This is a genomic window from Candidatus Nomurabacteria bacterium, from assembly GCA_023898465.1.
Classification (GTDB): domain Bacteria; phylum Patescibacteriota; class Patescibacteriia; order HK-STAS-PATE-3; family HK-STAS-PATE-3; genus HK-STAS-PATE-3.
In genome coordinates this window covers 152,001-173,793 of record CP060223.1, presented here as the reverse complement: position 1 = coordinate 173,793, position 21,793 = coordinate 152,001, and the positions used below count along the sequence as shown (strand labels likewise).

Sequence of the window (21,793 nt, the reverse complement as noted above, 5' to 3'; positions counted from 1 at the left end):
AAATGCAAAAGTCAACCGCATGGAAGAGGGCTTTGTGGCTACGGAATTCTGTTACGAAGCACACCATCGGCTGAGCGCACTTCAGTCAAAGACCAGTGGAAATGCTGGTCGCTCATATCAAAATAGGCAAAACCTGCTTCTGGACCAGCCATTGTTTCTGGCACAATACTTGCCACATGCACCATTAAGCGTGCCGCATCAGCCTCAGATCCGGTGGCAGTATTAAAGAGAGCCTTAAAAAACTCTTTTAAGATCACCATGCGATTGGCCGGTGAATCGCTTACCTGCACGGCCTGGTCATGCGTAAGGCGCAGACGCTGCTCTAATTCCGGCGCCATTGTCTTACGCATAAGGTTCACAAATGAAGCGTCGCTCAGTAAGGCTTGTAATCCCCTTGCTCGCACTATTTGAAATATTCCAGCGATTACACGACCTGACTTCTCCTGCCCTGCTAAGGCTTTTTCCGCCAATGCAGTAAGTTGCATAATGCTCTTTGGTCCAGCCGGGGGCAAATCTTTTTCTAAACGTTCAAAGCGCTCAACTAGGTTGCTTGAATTATGCAGATTAGTGAGTAATAACTCTTGTGGACTCACGTCTCGCTCCGGCTTCTCTTGTGCTGCACTTTGAACAGGTTTTATTTTACCCATACTCTTTTGTGGGGCAACTGGTGCAAGTACATCATTATCTGGCTCTTGTGTAAGAGTATCTGGTATTTTTGACACACTAGAAGGACTTACTCGCGGGCGACTGGCCTCTGACACCCTCAAAATTGGACTTTGATCGATTGATAAAAGGTTAAACCAAGTAAAGAGCTTACGAATGGCTGCTTTATCCGAATCTTCCAAGGAACGAATATTCGGACTCTTGGTCATGTACTCAGCAATAACTACGTCACCATCAGCCGGATGATTTTCGGCAAATCGTTCATAGTCCTGCGTCCACGAGCCTATTGTTGGACTACTCACCTTACCATTAAACAATTGGATGCGAGAATTGCCGATCTCTTGCTCACCTGCTCGCAAGCCTTGTACTGCCGATCCAAACCAACGTAAGAACAAATCAGGGAAGCCTAAATGCACCTGGATGAGTCTCGGCATGATGTCCTGTAATTCAAGCTCTTCAATGAAAAGAGGTACCCGAGATTTCTTTTGCATGTATTCTTGAACTTCTTCCGGACTGGTGGAAGGGAGAGAAGAAAATTCGACAATACATTGTATTTGAAAAAGGAGCGTTTTTATCTCTTCAGGAAGTGTACTCTTTGGTATTGTAGAAAATTTTTGGTCGATAAAACTAAGGACCGAATGAGCCTTACCAGGCTGGGTTTGATACCAGGCATGTGTTAATGCGTCACGAATAGCCGCTAACACCTCAGCCTTTTGTACTTCCTCGACTGATAGACGCTCTACGTCGTGATATTCGTAAAAATCTTCAAAGGTAACCATAAAAAACTACTTTTCTTTAACTGACTTTTTTATTACCTTACCCACCTCACCAAGTAATTCTGTACTGCGCTTAAAGAATTCTCGCTGCTCATCAGCCGGGGTTCGATTAAAGCGAATTGATTCTCCGTTTTCCTGATGGGTCTTCAATTTATCTACCAGACCGCCTATTTCATTTTTTAAGTCTGGAGCTTTTACATTGCTCTGAATATTATTCAAACGATCAACCGCATCTGTTACGTTACGACCAAGCTCGCTAATAGTTGTACGTAACTCATCAGCCGATTTTGGCAATTCATCATGATAGGCGGTCAAAGAATTCGCCAATCTGCCATAACTATCAGAGGCTTGCATATGTTCTCGATTATAAGGCGCTTTTTCATCAGCACTAGGCTCTACTGAAGGAGTTTGACTACTTCTATCTGATGTTTTTACCTCCCCCTCTTGTTCTGCCTTAAACTGAGCACCTGGAGTCAAAACCACTCCTCCGGGCGATTTAGTTTCATCTTTTTGCGCGGTATCGGACGTAGATGTTTTTTCTTCACCTGTTGCCTTATTAGCCGTCTCTGTATTTTCCTCAGCCTCAGCTTTTTTTACAGCTGCTTTTTCCGCCTCTGTCGGTGCTGGAGGAGTCCATCCTTTTATTGTTTGTCCACCTTTATCCCAATCCTTAAATCCGTCAGCACTTCCGGTAAACACCTTCATATATAATTTCTTCGCGGAAAGTGAGTCTTGACTATACATAGCCTCCCACCGACGTTGTGATTCAGCTCGACGCGCTTTCTTTTCTTCATCTGTTCCTTCGCCTTCGTAAAATTGACCTTTTGCATCAAAGATTACATTTTTCTTTCCTACAACACCATCAAGTCCAATAATTTGTTCACCGACACGGCCCGACATTCGTCCAATTTCACGGTTGGTAAACTTACCAAAGAATTTAAACATCCGTTTCCCAATCTCGCTCCATTCAGATGCGTCAGTATTATAGTCTATCTCACCTGTTTCCGTATCAAAATAGCGCGGAGTAATGGCATGAGGCGACATGCGCTCCATAACTTTGGATGATTCTGTTTTGTTCAGCAGACCGTAAGAATCATCTGCCATTTTTTCTAGGGTGCCAATATAGCTATACCCCTCTTCTTCATTAAAGAGTCCATGTCGCTGTTCAACGTGCTGACCCACACTAAGTGCTTCATCACCGGCCCACTGTAAGGCTATGAGTCGATTGCGATCATCAATTCCAGCGTTTTTAGCTTCGTTCATAGCTTGTTGCTGGGATTTTTGCATAATTTCTTTATATTCTTTTGCAGCACCTGCGTCACCAGCCTCGCCTTCACGACGCATGATATGGATGTTCTTCCCTCTCTTTTGTGCTTCCTGAGCCGCTAGATATTCTGGATCATACTTACGTGACAGGCCTAGATAATTCATCATAATGACACGCATGTGTTTCGAACTTTCATTCACCACATCTTCCCATTCATCAATGGCACTATCAGTACTAAAGCCCCATTCTTCAAGTAGCTTACTTTTTACGTCTGCAGGGATTTGATCAGGGTCAGGCCCGTATTTTTCAATGTTTGATTTAAGCTCCTTATTAAAAAACATCATTTGGTTAAGATCGTCCCAATTTCCATTTCTAGCACCCAGAAGCGCTCCACTGTTTTTTGAAGTAATACCTTGTTCACCTTTTTGTGCTTTGGCGCTCCACATTTCTTGAACAACCTTTTCCGAGCTAGGATTTTTTCCTAAACTTTTTTGTTTTTCATTATAGCCCTCGTTAATCAAGGCGCGTTCAGTGTCTTCAATGTAGGTGCCCACGGCTAAGTCACCGCCACCACCATAGAGCTTGGTTTCACGGACAATATCAGCCATGGTGCGCCCACGGGCCATCATGCGACGATCAAGGACTTGCTGCTGCTCAGCCCCACGCTGTGCATACCCTTCCCAGTATTTCCTGGTTAAAGGTGCCAGTATCTGTCGATTGCCTACCTTTGATTTCGTAACCGCAGTTCGCCATGCGGTACTCCCGACACGCTCTGCACCAGCCTTTCCTCCTCGTAAGGCAAGTCGAGCCGCAGCTACTCCGCTCAGAACACCGGCCGCACTTAAACCACCGGTCTTCAGTTTCTCTGACATTGAACCGGCCCAGCGACCCCCAGCAGCACCGAGTTGTTGTGCAGCTTGCAAAGAGCCTAACAAGAGACCAATGGTAATCATGTAGGAAAGTAGACGATCAGACTCACCTATCGTAGTGATGGCGGCGGAAATCGTCTGACCAGTGCCTTCACCAGCCTCATTTGCCGTGCCTAATAATCCGGTAGTCTCTTGCGTACTTACTGACTGAAAGTCTGTGGCAAGATTTCCATTGCTTGTTGCAATAACAGTTAATGAAAGCCAGAGAAAAAAGGCGAGCACCGGTCCAACAATGATGTTCTTATTAAACTCACCCCACCACTGATCAGAGTATTTGGTCGTATTTGGAAAAATACGGGTAAGGAAAGCCAAAGGCGAAAAAACAATCAATATCCATAACATCACAATACGATAAAGCAACAACACCGTAATAATGAGCGTCACTACAACGGCAATCCCTAGGAGGATTAAGGCAAGAATAATAGCGCCATAAAGCGCTTTGCTCGTGATGTCAATGTTCTGAAGTGGACTGTTTGAAAGTTCTAGCGTTTTGTCTAATCCCAGACCGGAGGCTAAATTACCAGCTGCTGCGTCCTTAAACCCGTTCACAAAGGTCAACATGATCACCTGTCCGATGTCTATCCAAAATCCAGCAACAAACTTTGAAAAGTTAATCAAGAAAGCAAAAATAACTAGCTTACCAAGAATGCGATTGTAACGATACGCTTCGATTTTAAATATGGTACCAAACGCAATAATAAGCAAAAAGACAATGAAAAACATGTTGGAGAGATCGCGTACAATCACCCAACCTTTTTCTACTGCCGGAGCATTGATAAATCCATTGTACTGCGCAACGGCGACGAGGATATTTATTACCACAATCAATACGTTCGCCAAAAACTGCACCACCGGGTACATGAAATTCTCAATAAAGAAGAGTGCTACCTTATCTCCCGTGCTTGCGGCATAGGCGCGACTCTCAGGAAAGAAAAGTACCAGTGCGGCAACAATAAAGACACTCACAAGCACAGTCGGACCTAGTCCCCTTTTTTCTCGCATCCGACCTGTAAGTCTCAAAAAGAATTTCATGTGCTAAGTTCCAATTGGCTGCACGTGCACCTCAATAGTTTTGTTTGGCGCGTAATCTTGCCAGCTCGGTGGGAAGTTTATATCACTTGATTCACATGAGAGGTTAAGATAATCATTATCTACACATATATTATATTGAGGATGACAGAATTGCCCGTCGGCACAAGGGCATGCTGAGCCTTCTTGAAAATCAGCTGGCACGCCATTACACCAACCCCAATTATCTTTAACAACCACGCGAGGTTGATATACACAATATTGTTTCTCCCCTCCAGTCGGACCAGCACAAGGATAAGTTCGTAATTTTGGATCACTGTTACACGTAGGGAGATTCTCAAGAGTCGTCGGGCTGCAAAAATAGCGATGACTCAAGTTATGTGGATTTCCTGCATCAGATTTTGGCGCATAAGGGAAGTAAACTGATTGCTGCTGACCATCGCTCCAATCAATTAAGAGGGAGTCTAACGGCAACTGCTCACTATCAGCTGTCGAATTAAATTTAAAGTTTACCCAGGATCCATCGGAAACATCCGCTGACTGCTGATCATTTACCGAAAAATTATACGTCCGTGGGCGCACTCCACAGTAATCTGCCGCGGGAACAGTCGTATTATATGTTCCTCGAACACTAATAAGATTACAAGTTGCACCTCCACATTGAGATGTTGTTCCAAGCTGGTCGCAGGCCTTTTGTGGTGAAGTATTACAAACAAGGCATTGCTTAGTTGGTGGCGACCAATCCTCTGCCCCTTCTTGAGCTATATATTTTCCTTGTTTTTGACTCCAGGTCCAGAATCCATAGCTTTCGGAAAAGATACGCTGCAAGTTATTAATTGCAAAAGCGCGTTTAAAAATACTTGCGGGTGCGATCGCCTTACATGTATCACCGTCTTGATAGCTCTCGCAAAGAGTATCACCATTGACATTACTACAATCTGTCGGACTATTACAGCCACACCAAGCGCCGGATTTTTCACACTGGTATTCATCGTCAGTATTGTATACCTGACTAGTTCGAATACTGGCTGCACCCCCTATACAAATATCACTTGCATTATCTAGGGAACAACATTTATCTGCAGTTAACGTTGTTCCATCAGGCGCTAAGCAAGTACCCGATTCACTAAAATTACCTTGACAGGCTTTCTGAGAAATAGAACACACTCCTACACCAGCACAAACGCCCTGGTTTCCTGAATTATCTCGACAATCGTCAGCAGTATGACAGATTGCGCCCTCAGTTGAGCCCCCACCTATACAAACCCTACTTGAACAATCACCTTTGCAAGCAAACGGTGAACCTGCTCGAGATTGATATGGGAAGGTGAAATTTTCATTTGTCCTCGGTTGTTCAACGTATAATTTTTCAGTCCAGGTGGATGGATCACCAGCGCTTGTTACTGCACCACCATAAGGTGCCAAATCCTGCGTAAGTACATAATTAATGTCGCGAATAGTATAGCCACTTCCAATTGATAATCGGCTTGCCCAAGCTTTATTTTGACCATTTTCATCTACCACCTTCACAATTTTATTACAGGTTTCACGCAGTTGGACTGAAACATTTGCCTCAAAACCACCGTAATCTCCACTTTTATCATTACCCCATAGTTTAAAAGCGTCTAACCTACCGGTAGTAGTATTAAAAACTACTTCGATCTCAAAGAAATTACCTCCTCCGGGCTCCCTTCGGGCTTTCCAGTTATTATCGTCATTTAAACAAAACCTACCAATATGCCAATCACTGTGTGTCGTAGCTTTTTCATCTATACATATTTGTATAATTTCATTCTTATAATATTCATCAGCTGGATCCCACTGAAAATGAGCAGGGTCATTATTACTATCGTCAAAATGAAATACCGAGTAATCAGCTTTTCCATCACATCCGCTCCATTCACAATCTCCATCAGTGTCACCGAAAAAGTCTTTATCATCACAACCCCCAAGCAATCCTTTCGAAGCAATTCCATACCACAAACGCATAGTATTACACTTTCCATTCTCACTTTCATAGCCCTGCATGGTCGATCGTAATAATCTCCAGCCATCGGATACTTCCGAAACTGGAACATCATTTTCATCTCCGTCATGATCTAGCTCGTCACCACCGGTAACCCCTTCAGCCTCTACGCAATAATAGAGTGGACTCCGATCGGAATAACCTGCCTGAATTTCTGACCCAAAGGTCCCATATACATCGGTTTCTCCGCCAATAATATCCACTGGCCACCAAGAAATGCATCGATCAGCAAATTTAGGATCTTTTTCTAGACAATAGCCATACCACCCCTTGTATCGGACTCCGGAGTCATCGCGATACTGACATAGTAGTGAGTCTTCGCTTGGATATAAACGACAAGATCGGGGAACATAATTAAGTTGTTCAGCATTGTTAGTCTTTGAAACCCCGAGAGCTACATTTAAAGACACATCATCAATGTAGAACGGATCACTATTATCGGACAAACGCACAAACTGCAACCAGCCACTACCTCCCTTTACTGGGACAGGATTAGCAACTATTCCTTGCCAGCTTGTCGTTACCTCCCCTCTCCACAGCTCACTTACACTACCATTAGGAGACATAATTCTCGCTTGAATAGTTTGACCCTCAGGGACAGAGGAGCGTATCTTAAATGAAATAATATATTTTGCACCATTAAGAGTTGAAAAGGGGCTTGATGGGGCTTGCGCTCCGGAAAACTCCTCAACACAAGAATCAGCAACACCGCCGCAGTCAACATCACCCGAACATGCGTTTCCGTCATTTACTCCACCGCGACAATAGCTACCCGCGTCAGTGGGGTCTATCTTTAATATATGATTTGGATTGCTTTGCCCAGTTCCATCCTCTGGAACAACTGTAATAGTCGCTTCACTATTATCACTGCCGCGACGTCCGTAAGCTGACCAAGGGCTTGTTGTATAATCAATAACAGTTTGCTGAGTCCCGTTGCTACTAGTAATAGTTGTTGATTCTTGATTTTCAAATGCCTCGTTACCTAGCGACACAACCGAGCCGTCTTGTGGCATGAAATACCAAGGAAACTGTCCATCATAAGTAAAAGAAACCCCAGTATTCCAGCGAAGACCTGCTTTGACTGATCCGCTCAAATACTTAATCTTTTGCACATCTATTGGACTTACATAAGTAACATTTTCCGGCTGAAATTCAGTGCACTTTCCATTAGAGTCAAAAGGTAAACAAGTTGGATTATTTGTACCGCCTTCATTCACATCACAGGGCACATATTCATAGGGCTCAGTCGGACTGGGGCGACGTGGAACAGCACAATAAGTGCCCGAGGCAGGCTTACAAAGTCCTGACTCACAATCATTACCAGTAGAGCAGAAGCGCAATGCATCGCCTACACAATATTTACCAAAGAGTGGCTTCGCGCACTCACCATTTGGCCCGATGGCTGCACAAGCTGCTAAGTCATAGCAAAGGTTCTCTGTTGTCTGTGTTGTAGGATTAGTTACCTGCGTTTGGGTTCGGCAAGTCATCCACTTATTACACACGCGATCACGATCAACCTGCACTACAGTGTTAGCATTACATTGATTCCAGGATGCGTAACACCCTGGCCCAGCTGGACTCAAGAAAACACCCTCCTGACAAGAGCTGCCAGGACAATCCGCATCAGTACTACAAGCGCTGCCGCTATTCACACAGGCCCGACCATAGCACGATGGAGGATTACACTGATACGAATCATTCCCTAAGCCCGGATCAGTCGTACAGGCTCCACCATTACGGCACGTCTCCCCCACCTGACATTGGAATCCACAAACTTCACAGTTGATAACCAAGCCGCCTGGTCCACAGTAGAAGCCATCTTCATTACATTGACCAAGAGGTGTATTATCTTCCGCACAAACTCCAGGTGTAAACACATAATCAAACTGATTCAACCCAGTCCTGAATGGTAAGGGTCCGTAGCTACGATAGTTGCCCTCTGGATCAGTCAACTCAATTCTATATTCGTAGCTACTTGAGGCCAGTAAAGGAATATTATTCACAAAGTCCGCTGGATAGGCTACTGACCAATCGTTTAAGAAGTTTCCTGGAGCAGAAGTACTTGAATTTCCTACGGCGTTTGGACCATCGGTAATGGTAATTTTATACGCCGAAGGCTCATTTGTTGAGAAAGTAAAGGTGCCGCTGCAGCAGTTTGCATTTACTTGAATGTTGGTGAGGCGCGGACCCTCGTCACTACCACCGCCACCGCCTGATGGTGTGGAAAAGGTAATTGTTCCTGAGTCCGGAAACCAGGCTCGGTCAGATTCTGCCTCACTGTCCAGCTTTGAACCAACCCGATATTCGTAGACCGTATCAGCTGCTAAAGGCTCTAAACGAAGTTGATGTGTCGTTACTAAATCACTAGCAGCAACTTGATTTGGCAAGCCTCCGCCAATCACACCCCACTCAATAATGGAATCTGAAGGGAGGTTAGTATTCCATCCAATGTCAGCATACCCCGTTGTTAAATCATTAATACGGACATTGGAGATGACCACGCTACCAGCTGCCCCAGCTCCATTGCTGCTGCTTAATACGCTAACTCCAAGCAATAGCAGAAACAAGCTGATCCGCATCAGTTTTTTTGCATCGACTTGGAGGAAGGAATACCGCATAAAGTTCATGATATATCTAGCCGCCGCATTGGCCGCAATTTCCAGCATCATCACATGACTCAGCCATGAAATGATACGGGGATCCAGGGTTAAGGTCGCTCAAGGTAACTAAGTGACTTATGACGCTTTCGTTACGAATCTGAGCCTGACAATAATAGCAGTCAGGTCCGCGCTGATCATTTGCGCAATATCCATCACTGCCGCAATTGCCACAGGTTTCTGGTTCTCCAGGATAGCCCTCTCGACAATAGTATACGCGAGAATCAGAATTTTCGCTCGTGCTCCAGCTAATATTTGCCCATGTAGCGCCCACCTCATAGCTTAAGTTGCTACACATTGGCCCTGTCGTGTCGTTAATAACTGTAACGACAATGGTTCGAGAGCTTGGATTACCTGCAGTGTCGCGAGCGGTTGCGGTTAATGAATGATTACCATCTGAGTATAAGGTGGTATCCCAGGTAGTATAGCAATAATATGGATCGCAGCCTGGCGGGTTTGTATCTGTGCTGATGAGTGCGCCATCTACCAGGAAGCGAACATCCTGAATACCAATATTATCCGTCGCGCTCACTTTCATAGCAATAGTACCGCTGACGGTCTGACCATCACTTGGCTCGACCCAGCTGACAACTGGCGCTTCATTGTCAATAAATTCTGTTGTTTGACATGTGCCCGGTGGAACTGGGATCTTTTCACTGCAGTTGCCTGCCTCATCACACGACTGCACCTGATAATAGTAGGTCGTATTTTGATTTAAGCCTGTTGCCGTAACGCTGTGGCTGGTAACCAGACCATTATTTTCTGCTTTCGATCCAGTTGGCGGATTATTTGTGCCATAGAAGAGCGTACCATTGGCCGGCTCGTCAGTTGTCCAGTTGACCGTAATTCTATCAACATCCGGGCTGCAAGAAATCTGCGCTGGATCAATGACTGGCGGCTCAGTATCCTCTTCTTCACAACCAACAACTTCAAATTTTACCAAGACACTATGTGCGGTATCAGGTGGGCCAACTACTTGATCGTCCCGACCGCGCGCAGTAATGTGATAAAAGCCACACGGGGTATTTCCACCAGGTCGAATGATAACTGAAGCGTCTACTTCACCGTCAGCTGGAGGTATGACAATAATTTCTTTTGTGCCGCTGTTCACAAACTCAGCAGCAATATGATCCCAGGCTTCTGGATCATTTGGCCATTCATCCTCTAAGGTCGTCCGCACTGGCTCAGTAAAACCGTTAATTGATTTTACTTTTATGTCCCATATACGGTAAGTGCCTTTTTGAATTTGAAGGTAGGTACTGCCTTGAGTGTGATAAATGTCAAAGTCGACATCTTGCAACACAAGCTCGACAGTCACAAAATGTGTCTTATTTAGTGGATCTGTCCCAGCACCTTTAAAGGTTAAGGTGTAGGTATCCGCCGGCGCGTCTGCTGCAATGTTAATTACTACATTTTGATTTGTACCAGGTCCGGCAGAATCACCGGGAGTCACATTTTGTGGCAAGCTTGTCGTGGTAATTTTGCTACTTTGATCGCCTTCATCATTTCCCCATACCTGATCTAAGGTTACCGCGACTGGCCAGGTGTATTCAGGAATAGTTTCACGCAAGTTTAAGGTGTAGGTTACTGTGCCACCGAACTCACCTATTTGCGTCAAAGGTGTTGCAGTAATCTCGAAGTCAGGCGCGTCACCAATGATAATCGTGAGGTCAAGATATTTAATGCGGGAGAGCGGGTCGCTTCCACTTGCCTTCACTTTTACCACCCATGTGCCAACCTGAATATCGCTGGCGGTTGAAATGGTTACTGCTGACGTCCCAGCGCCATGCGGTGTTGGTGTTGTTGAAGCAGGGGCGTAATTTATAGTGAGGTCAGCTGGATCGCCGCCGGTCGGCTTGGTAATTGAATCAGTCGTTAAGGCAACCGGGAAAGTATAACTCGGCACTGATTCAACCAAATTCAAGACATAATGTGCTTGTTGTCCTGGTTGAATAGTTTCGCTGGTGTCTGGAGAGCTCAGGGTAAAGTCAGGTCCATCAGTCAAAATCAGATCAAAGTTTGCGTACTTAATATTACCGCCACCTTGTTTATCAGCCTTAGCGCGCATATTAAAGGGACTGCTTGATGGATTTAAGTTTGAGGTGGTAACGGTCAAAGTAACTTCTTCACCATCTGCATCAGGAGTCACACTTGTTCGACTCCAGGTGAAATTACCCACTGGAACGCCATCTCGCTGATCAACGGTTAAATTCACCGCCGTGCTCCATCCATTTATACCGCTTAATCGGAAGGTATATTCTGCGTTTTCTCCTCGTTGTTTCGTGAGCGGGCTATCGGAGATTAACTCAAAGGTATAATCAGGGATCGTATAGATTAGCGTTACCTGATCATAGCCATAGAGACTGTCATTATCACGAGCCCGCACCTCAACCAAGTTTGACCCAGCACTCACGGTAATTGATTTTGACCAACTACTCGTGCCAGAGGCATTACTCCACGCACCGCCATTGACGCGAACCTGCACCTGATTCACTGTGCCGTCGCTATCAGATGCCGTACCGGATAGTGCCACTGAGCTACTATGTACTTCATCACCATCATTATGGGAAGTAATATCAACAGTTGGCGGCGTGCCACGATTTACCACAATTTGCTTGAAGCCAACATTTCCACTTGCATCTGTAGCCTCAACTCGAATGGTATTACCACCCAAGTCAAGAGTGATGGTTTTAGGTCCCCAGCTTACGTTCTGGCTCGAAGTAATGGGGATATTTTGGAAAGCTCCCCCGTTCACACTAACCCGCATCGGGGTTGTAATAGCATCATCGGCGTCAGTTGCGCTACCGGAAATATCAATAGTAGTAGTATCAACCAATTGACCATTGGTGTGGCTGGTAATATTCACCACAGGTGTCGCACCTCGATGTACATGTATTGAAGCTACTGATTCGAGGTTGTCATTATCACGAGCCCGCACCTGAATATGGAAAGTACCATAGCCAGAAAAGCTTATTGACTTGCTAATGTTATAGTTAGCTTGGTTTGGATTCGCAATGGTTGAATATGACTCACTAGTACAGTTATTCAAACATACTCGATAGGCGGCATTGGTAATGAGTCCGTCGTTATCGTGCGCATTACCGATCATGGTATATGTCGAGGTGGGAATTTCTTGCCCATCAGTCGGGTCGGTAATAGTTACCACCGGAGCTTGCAAGGCAGTTGTGGTGAATTGCCTATCACTTGATGAAACACAAATGTAATCATTACAAGAAGTTACCTTATAATGGTATACCGTGTTTGGTTGTAAGCCGTTAATAAAAATACTGTGACTCGTTGTGTCGGTAAAGTCTGTACGGTAACTCCCGTATGCGGTTGTGGTGCCAAAATCAACCCGGGAATCGGCATTAAGATTTGTTGCCCAAGTAACGGTAGCGTCGCGAGAATTGACCGGAGAAGCATTTGGACCTGAGGTAATAGTCAGGCTTGCATCTTCAGAAAAATCGAACTTGGTTACTTTACCGCCATCTTCATCTTGATAAGTAACCCACAAACTATCTCCCACCTTCTGAATCTTTAGCGGGCGGCAAACGCTACAATCTCTATTTACAATCTCTGAATACGTATTGGTGTCTTTATCCCAACGCTCGATGATAATGCGATTTGCCTCCTTCATGGCATAAATGTTTTGCCCACCATCGTAGGTCGCATCAATATAACCATAAGAACCTACGCCTGTAGTTGAAAATACCGGCGTACAGTTATTTGGATCAAACTTTTTTACAAATTTTCCTAAGTTTGTATCGTTAACGAAAAACCAGGCGTATGTACCATCCCAAATACTTACCCCAGCCCGGAGCTGCATCGAGCTAGGTGAATGAAAAACACATCTGGACCCAACTTCATCAAGGGTTGTCCTATTGCGTTTCACAAAACCGAAATCTACTGGGGAGGTAGTGGTTCCCGGTATAAAGCGGGTATAGAAATCAAGTACCGTGGAACCGTCAATAACATGAAGCCCATCATGACGGTATTCGCTATTTCCCCCACTATAAAGTGAATCCTCAACAAGGATGTTTCCGCTTGCGTCAACTCGATAAATACTATCGTGATATGTGTTTGTGCCATTTCGCGCAAAGAATCTATCGCTTTGATATCGAGCAAAAGGATCTGGATAATTTTCAGCAATTGGGAAAAAACCGCCGAGAGGGCCTGGTAAATAAATATTACTTGACCCATCAATTCGCATGAGCTGATATTCGGAGGTGTCAACTTTATTTTTTACCCAAACATATTGTCCATCCCAATGTATACCACTCGGTGTGAAGTATTCAGCAACTGGATAGGTGGAAGTAACTTGTCCATTAGCTGGATTCACGCGCTTCACCACATCGTCGTCACTACTAGCAAACCAAAGGTTAGTGCCATCGTATGTAACGAAAGCATTTCTCATTCCAATATTATAATCGGTGACAGTGTACGCATGCGTAGGCGCACTCCACCCTATAATTCCAAATAATGCGAGGGTAGCAACCGCAACCAAGCTTATCGAGAATCGAGTAAAAATTCCTTTCTGCGCATTATGCATATTAACCCCCTATAAAATTAGCATTTGGATTAGCGGTGTCATAGAATGGCTGACACCCGGTAGTGAAATCAATAGTTGAATTACATTCGGAAACTTGCGAAGTAATACTTTGCCGCAAGATGTAGTAAGGCTGACAGCCAGGTTGTGACGCTGCTGTTGAGCCAGGTCGACACTCAGCATCTACCTCAATGAGATTATCATTACGGTCAGTGGCCAGCGTACAATTCACCTGACAACCATTTGGATAGGCTCCTTGTTGCGGCGGATCAAGAGGGTCACGGAATTCCGTACATCCCGCAGCGGCCGGCTCGCAGGTGCCAACCCAGTAATTTGCACAACTCGCTTCCACGCCACAGGTACTCCCTGGACAATCGCTATCGTTAAAGCAAGCGTTATCAGCATTTGTACCACCAGCACAAACACTGGAACAGTATGCATCATTGGCACAAGACAGGCCGTCGTTTGGACCACCCTGACAGGTTCGCCCTGGCTGACCTACCTGAGGAATGGCCGTACAGAGCCCATCATCAGCCAAACAATTTTCCTGATCTTGTCGAGTTGATCCGGTTTGACGACCATCACAGAAAGGCCGCACACCACCATCACCGCACTGCCCTATCTCACAGGTACCACCTCCACCACAATCATCATTGCGTAGACAAGATGCACCAGCATTCGTGCCGCCTACACACACATTCGAGCATTGACCATTATTCACACAAGCCTGACCAACTGATCCACCAGTTGAACAGGTTGAACCACAGATAAGATTTACCTCTTTCACTTCTCCGTCTAATGGATAGGCGATACAGTAGCCATTATTGTTTAGACAAGCTTGCTGCTGATCCGACGTCATACACGGTTCACCAGCCAGAGTGCCGCCGAAGCAAGTCAACGACTGTGATGGACATGGCTCATTTGTGCCCGTGATAAACCAACCGTCTACTAATAATCCAGCATAGGCAGCTGATTCACGATATTCACAGGTTTGATTGCCTGGATCGCGGAAATAGGCCTTACTGCCACTAATACTCTCGGTGTACTCTTCACAGCGATTCTGACTCGGATGACAAAGTGCTACCGGATAAGTGTCTGGATCATTAATCAAATTCGTGCTTGACCATGCAAGTACTTCATTATTTTGATCATAGGAAGCAACGCCATACTCAGTACAGCCCTGGTACTCTGCCCGACAATAAGCGCTTGAGGAGTTTACATACGCGAGAGTCAGATCACCTTGAATAAACTTATCAGGATTATCTTGTACATCCTGCACAAAAGGATAATCTGAATTTTGCGTCACTGTCATTGCCTCACAGCCGACTGCCCGATCAGAGCAGAGATGACTAAATGAGGTAACTGCCACCGGGCTATTTGCGCTATCAACATAGAGGCGACATCCGGCATTTGCTGGATCACAGGACGAGGTCGTACCCTTGATACGATAAATACTGTCAACTGATTCGCGTAATTTAATATTATCGATCCACCCGCCTGGTAGGCTTGAAGGAGTGGTAAATTCTAAGATAAACTCGGTCGGGTCGCCGGTTGAATTCACAAAGACTGGTCCGAGCTCATACTGCGCCCATTCTTCACCCGGCCGAATAGCTACCGTGCTGCCAAAGCTCTCGCCTAGCTCATCGCGAATTTGAAAGGCTAGGTCACCGGTCTGCCGAGCCTTATAGGAGAACTGAATACTGTAGGTTCGGCCGTTAGTAATGGTGTTTGAGAGATCGATTGAGAAAAGAGTGTCGTCGCTCGTGCGCATGGAGTGACCGCCTAAGTTAACTGACTCATTTGAATAGGTCACGCCCCCACTCCAACCGTTCACCGAGCCGTTTTCAAAATTCTCATTGTAGACGGTACGGCTACTATCTGCAGTTGTTCCCTTGTACTGACGACAACCAGCTGCAGCGGCGGAACAAGTGACTGCTTCGCTCGGAATCACGTGATACACACTATCCTCACCTGCAGCTGCGTCAATTGAATTACGGAATGGGTGACAATCATTGGAGACGGTGACTGTTCGACTCTTCAAGCGATAAAAGACTTCGCCGGAATCGTTAAAGTATTCAGTACAATCAGGGTTCACGCCTAGGTCATCCACACTACACTCAGCGATTGGATTGCTATCGTCTTCACAGATTGGATCGCTGGTAGTTGTACCGACCGAAAGATTTGTACATGGACCTTGATCAACATTACTCGTGAGAAGTTTGTATGCACGAAGGTTATAACCAGCTTGTTCGCTACCTTCCCAAGTATAGAAGTTACCTGCGTTTGGATCTGTCGGCTTCACACACTGTTTAATTTGTGAGAAGTACGCTAAGGCTTCTCCGCCTGACTCACCCAGGTCAAGGTTAGTGTATTCCTCACAACCCACACTGGCAGCTGTACATTGGTTTCCCGAACTTTCAATAATGTAGACTGGATCAATGCCATCACGCTGAGGCACATGTTCAATCGGCATTTCACGGAATTGGCGGCAACCAACCTGATCAAGCGGACAAATGTCGCTGGAACGCACTACGCCATTTACGGCATCACCAGCCCCAACTGGTCGATATTTTTGACAACCAACTTCTTCGCGGTCACAACTTAGTGGAGTTTCCACCACCTTCACATCATCACACCAAACCGTACCAGAACCATCAGCTTGAATGCCTCCTGTATCCTGAGACACATTTGTACAAGCAACTCGCATAAAGCCGATATCAGGATTATTTGCGGTCACGGTATAGCGGAGATAAGTCCAGTCGCTCGTCCCAGTTGTTACATAATAATTGTTACCGTCTTCAACTGAAGGACGAATGTAGGTTTCGAAGTTAGACAAGAGACACTCGCTTGGCTCATCAGCCGAAGGATTAAATGTTTCGTAAGCATTTGGATGGCTGGCACTGTACACACATTCGGTCATGAGTGCGCCAAATGGAGTATCACCACCACTTGGAGTCAATTGACTCTTTACCCAACCGCTCACTTCATAGGTTTTACCTTGTTCAACTGGAACAAGCTGGCCCGCATAGCTACGCACTCCACTAGCGTCAATCCGAAGTGATTCATCATCAAAGTGGCCTTGCGTGCGATCAATTGCGATACTTCCTACTGCTCGTGGTGTCCAGCCGTCTGGAATATTGTCATCTGCGGTAGAGTTATCTCCATCAACTGGGGCTGGGTAGCTAAAGAAGTCAGTTCCATCATCTAAGCTGAAGTCTCCGTTGGACAGCAGAGTGGTCTGTGGAACTTGCATGGAAATTTCATTCACCGTCTGATAATCCGAGTACACTGTTTGCGCAGCACTAAATTCTAATTTAGCTGAGTCAACCAAAATACCGCAGCCCGGATTATTTATGTACGCCTGCACCTTACTCTTAGTATAAGCTGATTCTGGGAAGGTGAAGACTCCAGCATATTGCTGCCAGAGATCGGTGTACTCAGCGCTACCCTCTTCATCAGCGGCTGGCACATAAATTGCATCAGCGCTTTGTACGCCAAAGGTGCCGCTACAACTTGCTCCAAGCGCTTTTGCGTAGTATGAGAAAGTCATCTGCATGCCGCTCAAATCTTGATAGGCATCAGCTTCGTGAATGAGCTTGCCAACCCCGGCGCTCATTTGCACTGCAATGGTGTCTGGTGAACCAACGCCACTCACATCATCGCTGACTGCTTGTAGTTGGACGGCACCGTTATCAGTTTTCCAACCTTCACAACTTGCCCCGAGTCCACAGTCTCCATTGGTTTGACAGGCAGCGCCATTATTACTGCAGAAGCCAAAAGTATCTCGAGTGCCGTCATCGCTGGTACCTGTATAGTATTCAAATCCAGCGTTTGCTAAAACGTTTGATCCAGCTTCGGTGCGAATTAATTCAGTACATCCAACCGCACCATCTGGACATGAGCTCGCGTCCCGATCAAAGTATATAGTATCACCTGAATCAGAGCGACAACTCCAGGTCTGATTTACGGCATTGTATTCGCCATCGCTGCAGTACGCGCGACAACCGGCATTCTCTGGATTACAATCGCCCTCATCAAGGGTATCTTTTAAGTAAGCGAGTTGAATGCCACTTGAATTTGTATAAGATCGACAAGAAGCATAGTACCCGTTACAGGTTTCACCGCCGAAACGCCAAATCGGCTTTTCTTCATAGCAATATCCATAGGCGAGACAATTCCCATCACTATCTTCGGCCACACAGCTAGGCTCATCAACGCAGGTATCTTGATTTCGTGAAATAATCCAGGAGCCAATATCCCCTCCACCCAAATCGCTCAGGCTACAATTAATTCGACCATCGCCATTGGTATCAGTGTCACACACATAGCGACGTTGGATAATTTCATCACCAGCGCCCTGACGTCGACAGTACGTGTCAGGAGCTTTTAATACCCAACTCGGGTCAACCAATCCGCAGAATGGTGAAGGCAATGGTGTCTCTGGATCATCTGGATTTGGTAAACCATGTGCAGCGTCCTGTCCACACCAATCATAGAGGTCGACGAGTTCGCCTAAGCCATGTGACTGTCTATCTGCATCTGAACCGATATACACAGCGGCCAACTCCCAGCCAACAGGGACGACTCGATATTTACGCAGATAAAGGATGGAGCGGTATGGAATTCCATTTTCCGCTTCATTGTCTGTTTCGTCGTAGCCAAAGGTTGCGCTGGCATTTAGCAAGCCGGCGTTCAACGCTTCTCGCACTGTCATGTGCTCATCAATAGCCTGTCGGAAACCGGAATTAATTATACCTTGCGCTTCTAATTGATTTGATACTGCTATTTGTGAACGACCTGGATCTCCTGTTGTGTAATCGATTCGAGCTAAGCTGGCGAACTGGAGTCGCGCAGCTGCCAGACCGCTTGGAGTCCGTGTGCTAAAGAGTAAGGAGCCGAGTTTGGAGTCTGTTTGGCCTGGGCCCTCGCATGCGCTTGGATTTAATCCACACTTACTGCGGAAGAATCTCTCCATTAAACGCTGCGTTAAGGTGTTCGCAAAAATATTACCCACATCAGCGAGTAAGGATCCGGTTTGCGTAGTATCAATTGTTGAAGACTCTCGAATAGGCTGGGCTGCTTTTTCTTCTACCAAGCTGGCCGGGGTAAGGATGTCTGTACGAAGCGTTGAAGTTACCGCGCCTAACTTACTATTCTGAATTGTCTCTTCGGCAATCTTCGCCTCTTCTTCTGCTTGCTGAGTCAAGCCGAAAAGGGTAAGAATCTGACCAATATCATTTTGCTCAGGCTTAAAGTAAGTTTGAAATTCTACTGAGAAATCCTGAATGTCTCGAATGTTTCCCCATACTGCGGTTGCGGTACAGGATGACTTACGAGATCCGCGATTACAATCTTGCAAACATGAGGTCAATTCTGAAGTCGCCTGCTGCCTTCGACGATTGTAGTTGTTTGAGATGAGTTGAAAACACTCAAGCTCTGACATCTGTGTGCCATAGGTTGAGGGATCATTCGGATTGTCTGGAGTGCTAATGCCAAGCAGAAACTCTTCATCAGGACAATAGGTAAGCGCATTCGGACTTGCTTGTGATTTACGTTCTTGAAGATCAAGATACGATTTCATGTTCCCTAGCTGCTCGGCTGTATTGTTGTATGTCGTGTTACAACTGTTCTCACACACGTTTAAAGGATTGATAAGATTGCGGGTGGCAATTTCTAGTTGAACCTTCTTTTGCACATCGAGCGGCTCACACAGACTTACTCCAAAAACATCTTTGGAAATAGAATCCAAAAAGTCGCCGCCAGCCGCATCGGTCAAATTTCGCCAATAATGCGGATCAGTGATGAAGAGCGGCTTTTGGCCCGTCCCGGCACTGGAAACCCACACGGCGGTATCTTCTGCCACCTTACCTAAGAAAACTCGTAAGCTATTCTTAAACGCAATGGCGTAACTGGTATCCTGAGCTTTTTCAAAAGCAGCTTTTGCCTGCGTGGCAATATAACGGGCTGAATCTTTTACTTCCTTCCAAATAAATCCCGCCAAACTGCCAACTGCGCCAATTTGAGCTTTGCTTTCTCGTGGTAAGGCAACTCCCAACACTGTCACCAGTAAAACCATTGGCAACAGAAAACTAGCGATTGCTCGCACGCTCTTTTTCTTCTTTGATTGCTCAGAAGGCAGAATCATGATGAGGAGTCAGAGGAAAACTCGGATTGCACTGCATCAAGGAATATTTGCTGCAGCTCAGAATCGTCTACTTGATCGATTAATGATTGATCAACGCCACTTTGAATGAGAAGTGCGCGTATCTCGCTGGCTGATAAGCTTTGCAGAAGTTGTAAGGTGGTAGCGTCATCAACAGTCGACGTGTTACTCGCATTTGTATCTGTCGAGTTGGTATCAAGCGAGTCACCACCCTGCTCAGCTACTAATTCGTTGTAAAGCTCAAGCAAAGTAGCATCATCGGTTGAATCCACGACGTAGGCAGGAGCACCCGAGGCCTTTAACACTTCACGCAACTGTGCCATATCAACCGCACTCGTGCTCGTACTGGTATTTGTCGCGGATGTATTGGTGGAGCTATTAGTAAGCCCCAATGCATCGTCAACTGTACTCGTGTTTGTATTTACGCCTAATCCGGTACAATCCTGGCCACTTGGACAATTCGGATCGTTTCCACTCTCGATTTCTTTCTTATCATCAATGGTATCCGAGTCAGAATCAGCTAAATACGGGCTAGTGTTGTATTGATAAAGTTCTTCGTAATCACTTAACCCATCTCCATCCGTGTCTCTTTGCTGCAAATCAGAGATGTTTTCTTGATTGGTGTCCTGCTGCACCGCAATGAGGTTGGCATTTGGTACAAAAGGTGACTGAATATTCTTTGCCAAGCTCACAATTCCGAGCAAAAGCCCAACTGCGCCAAAGGAAATTAACGCAATAAAAAAGCCCCGCGAGCCACTTTGCTCAGGCGGAACCTGATTACCTTGCTCTGGGGCATTATTGAAAAGCTTTGTATTGTCATTCTCCCCTGGTTGTTCCCCCTGAAAAGCCAAAATCGTGTAGTGAAAAAAATCCTTTTGAAATCCCCATCATTATAGCACTTTCGTCCCGCTACGTCAAAGCTTTTCTTGTGCGATTGTCAACCAGTTCTCAAGTGAGAGATCTTGAGCTCGTACTTCTGGATTTATACCCTGTTTTCTCAATATTTCCTCGACTTTTATTGGTTCAACTCCGAGTACTGAAGCAAGTGAATTGCGCAATTTTTTGCGCTTACCTTGAAAGGCCGAACGCACAATGGAGAAAAAGCGTTTTTCGTCAACATTTGGAATGGTACTATGCAAATCAAGACGCAGAATAGCTGATTTCACCTGAGGCCGCGGCCAAAAAGCTGCCGGAGAAACGGTTCTGACCAGCTTTGCCTGAGCATAAAAAGCCACCGCAATACTTAACGTGCTTGCCTCTCCTGATGGCGCAATAATCCTTTCAGCTACTTCTTTTTGCACGAGCAGGGTGATACGACGTGGACGAGGATGCGTGCTACATAAACGCCGAATAACTAAGGAGGTTATTTGATACGGCAAATTAGCCACTACATCATATGCCGCCTCTTGGAGACCCAGCGCAGCAAGATCAGTAAAACGAAAATCATTCTGCACTATGGTCAAATTTTTTTGGGAAGAAAAACGCTTTTGCAAATGTTCAGCTAGCTTTTTTTCTAGTTCAATTGCTATTACCTGAGACGCTTTTTGCACTAATGCTTCTGTTAAAACGCCAAAACCCGGCCCAATTTCTAATATCGGATGCTCGGAGTCTATTTCAGCCGCTTGCAGCATACGATCAATCAAATGTTGATCAATAACAAAGTTTTGCCCGCGACGTCGCTGAGGCCGTATGCCAAATTGACGGCAAAGGGCTTGCAACTGAGTTGGCGAATACACG

General features: G+C 45.7%; 7 protein-coding genes. All 7 read right to left on the bottom strand.

Annotated elements, in window-relative coordinates:
• Positions 1-38 precede the first annotated feature (38 nt).
• Positions 39-1,442 (bottom strand): hypothetical protein, encoded by a 1,404-nt coding sequence (locus H6760_00695; GenBank protein USN53676.1) that lies wholly within the window; start codon positions 1,440-1,442, stop codon positions 39-41.
• Between the two features lie 6 nt (positions 1,443-1,448).
• Complete coding sequence (locus tag H6760_00690; GenBank protein ID USN53675.1) at positions 1,449-4,637, bottom strand: type IV secretion system protein; 3,189 nt, start codon at positions 4,635-4,637, stop codon at positions 1,449-1,451.
• 33 nt (positions 4,638-4,670) lie between these two features.
• Positions 4,671-9,308: a fibronectin type III domain-containing protein gene (locus tag H6760_00685; protein USN53674.1), complete on the bottom strand. Its 4,638-nt coding sequence runs from the start codon at positions 9,306-9,308 to the stop codon at positions 4,671-4,673.
• Between the two features lie 16 nt (positions 9,309-9,324).
• Entirely contained in the window at positions 9,325-13,896 is a 4,572-nt protein-coding gene (locus tag H6760_00680) for a fibronectin type III domain-containing protein (GenBank protein ID USN53673.1), read from the bottom strand.
• Position 13,897: 1 nt separating this feature from the next.
• Entirely contained in the window at positions 13,898-20,038 is a 6,141-nt protein-coding gene (locus H6760_00675) for a carbohydrate binding domain-containing protein (protein ID USN53672.1), read from the bottom strand.
• Entirely contained in the window at positions 20,035-20,907 is an 873-nt protein-coding gene (locus H6760_00670) for a hypothetical protein (protein USN53671.1), read from the bottom strand. The genes H6760_00675 and H6760_00670 overlap by 4 nt, the downstream gene beginning before the upstream one ends.
• Before the next feature lie 63 nt (positions 20,908-20,970).
• Complete coding sequence (gene rsmA, locus H6760_00665) at positions 20,971-21,792, bottom strand: ribosomal RNA small subunit methyltransferase A (GenBank protein ID USN53670.1); 822 nt, start codon at positions 21,790-21,792, stop codon at positions 20,971-20,973.
• Between the last annotated feature and the right edge of the window lies 1 nt (position 21,793).

Excerpts from the sequence above, each read along its gene's own strand:
- H6760_00675 (USN53672.1), bottom strand. The coding sequence starts at position 20,038 with ATGATTCTGCCTTCTGAGCAATCAAAGAAGAAAAAGAGCGTGCGAGCA.
- H6760_00690 (USN53675.1), bottom strand. The coding sequence starts at position 4,637 with ATGCGAGAAAAAAGGGGACTAGGTCCGACTGTGCTTGTGAGTGTCTTT.
- H6760_00680 (USN53673.1), bottom strand. The coding sequence starts at position 13,896 with ATGCATAATGCGCAGAAAGGAATTTTTACTCGATTCTCGATAAGCTTG.
- H6760_00695 (USN53676.1), bottom strand. The coding sequence starts at position 1,442 with ATGGTTACCTTTGAAGATTTTTACGAATATCACGACGTAGAGCGTCTA.
- H6760_00685 (USN53674.1), bottom strand. The coding sequence starts at position 9,308 with ATGCGGTATTCCTTCCTCCAAGTCGATGCAAAAAAACTGATGCGGATC.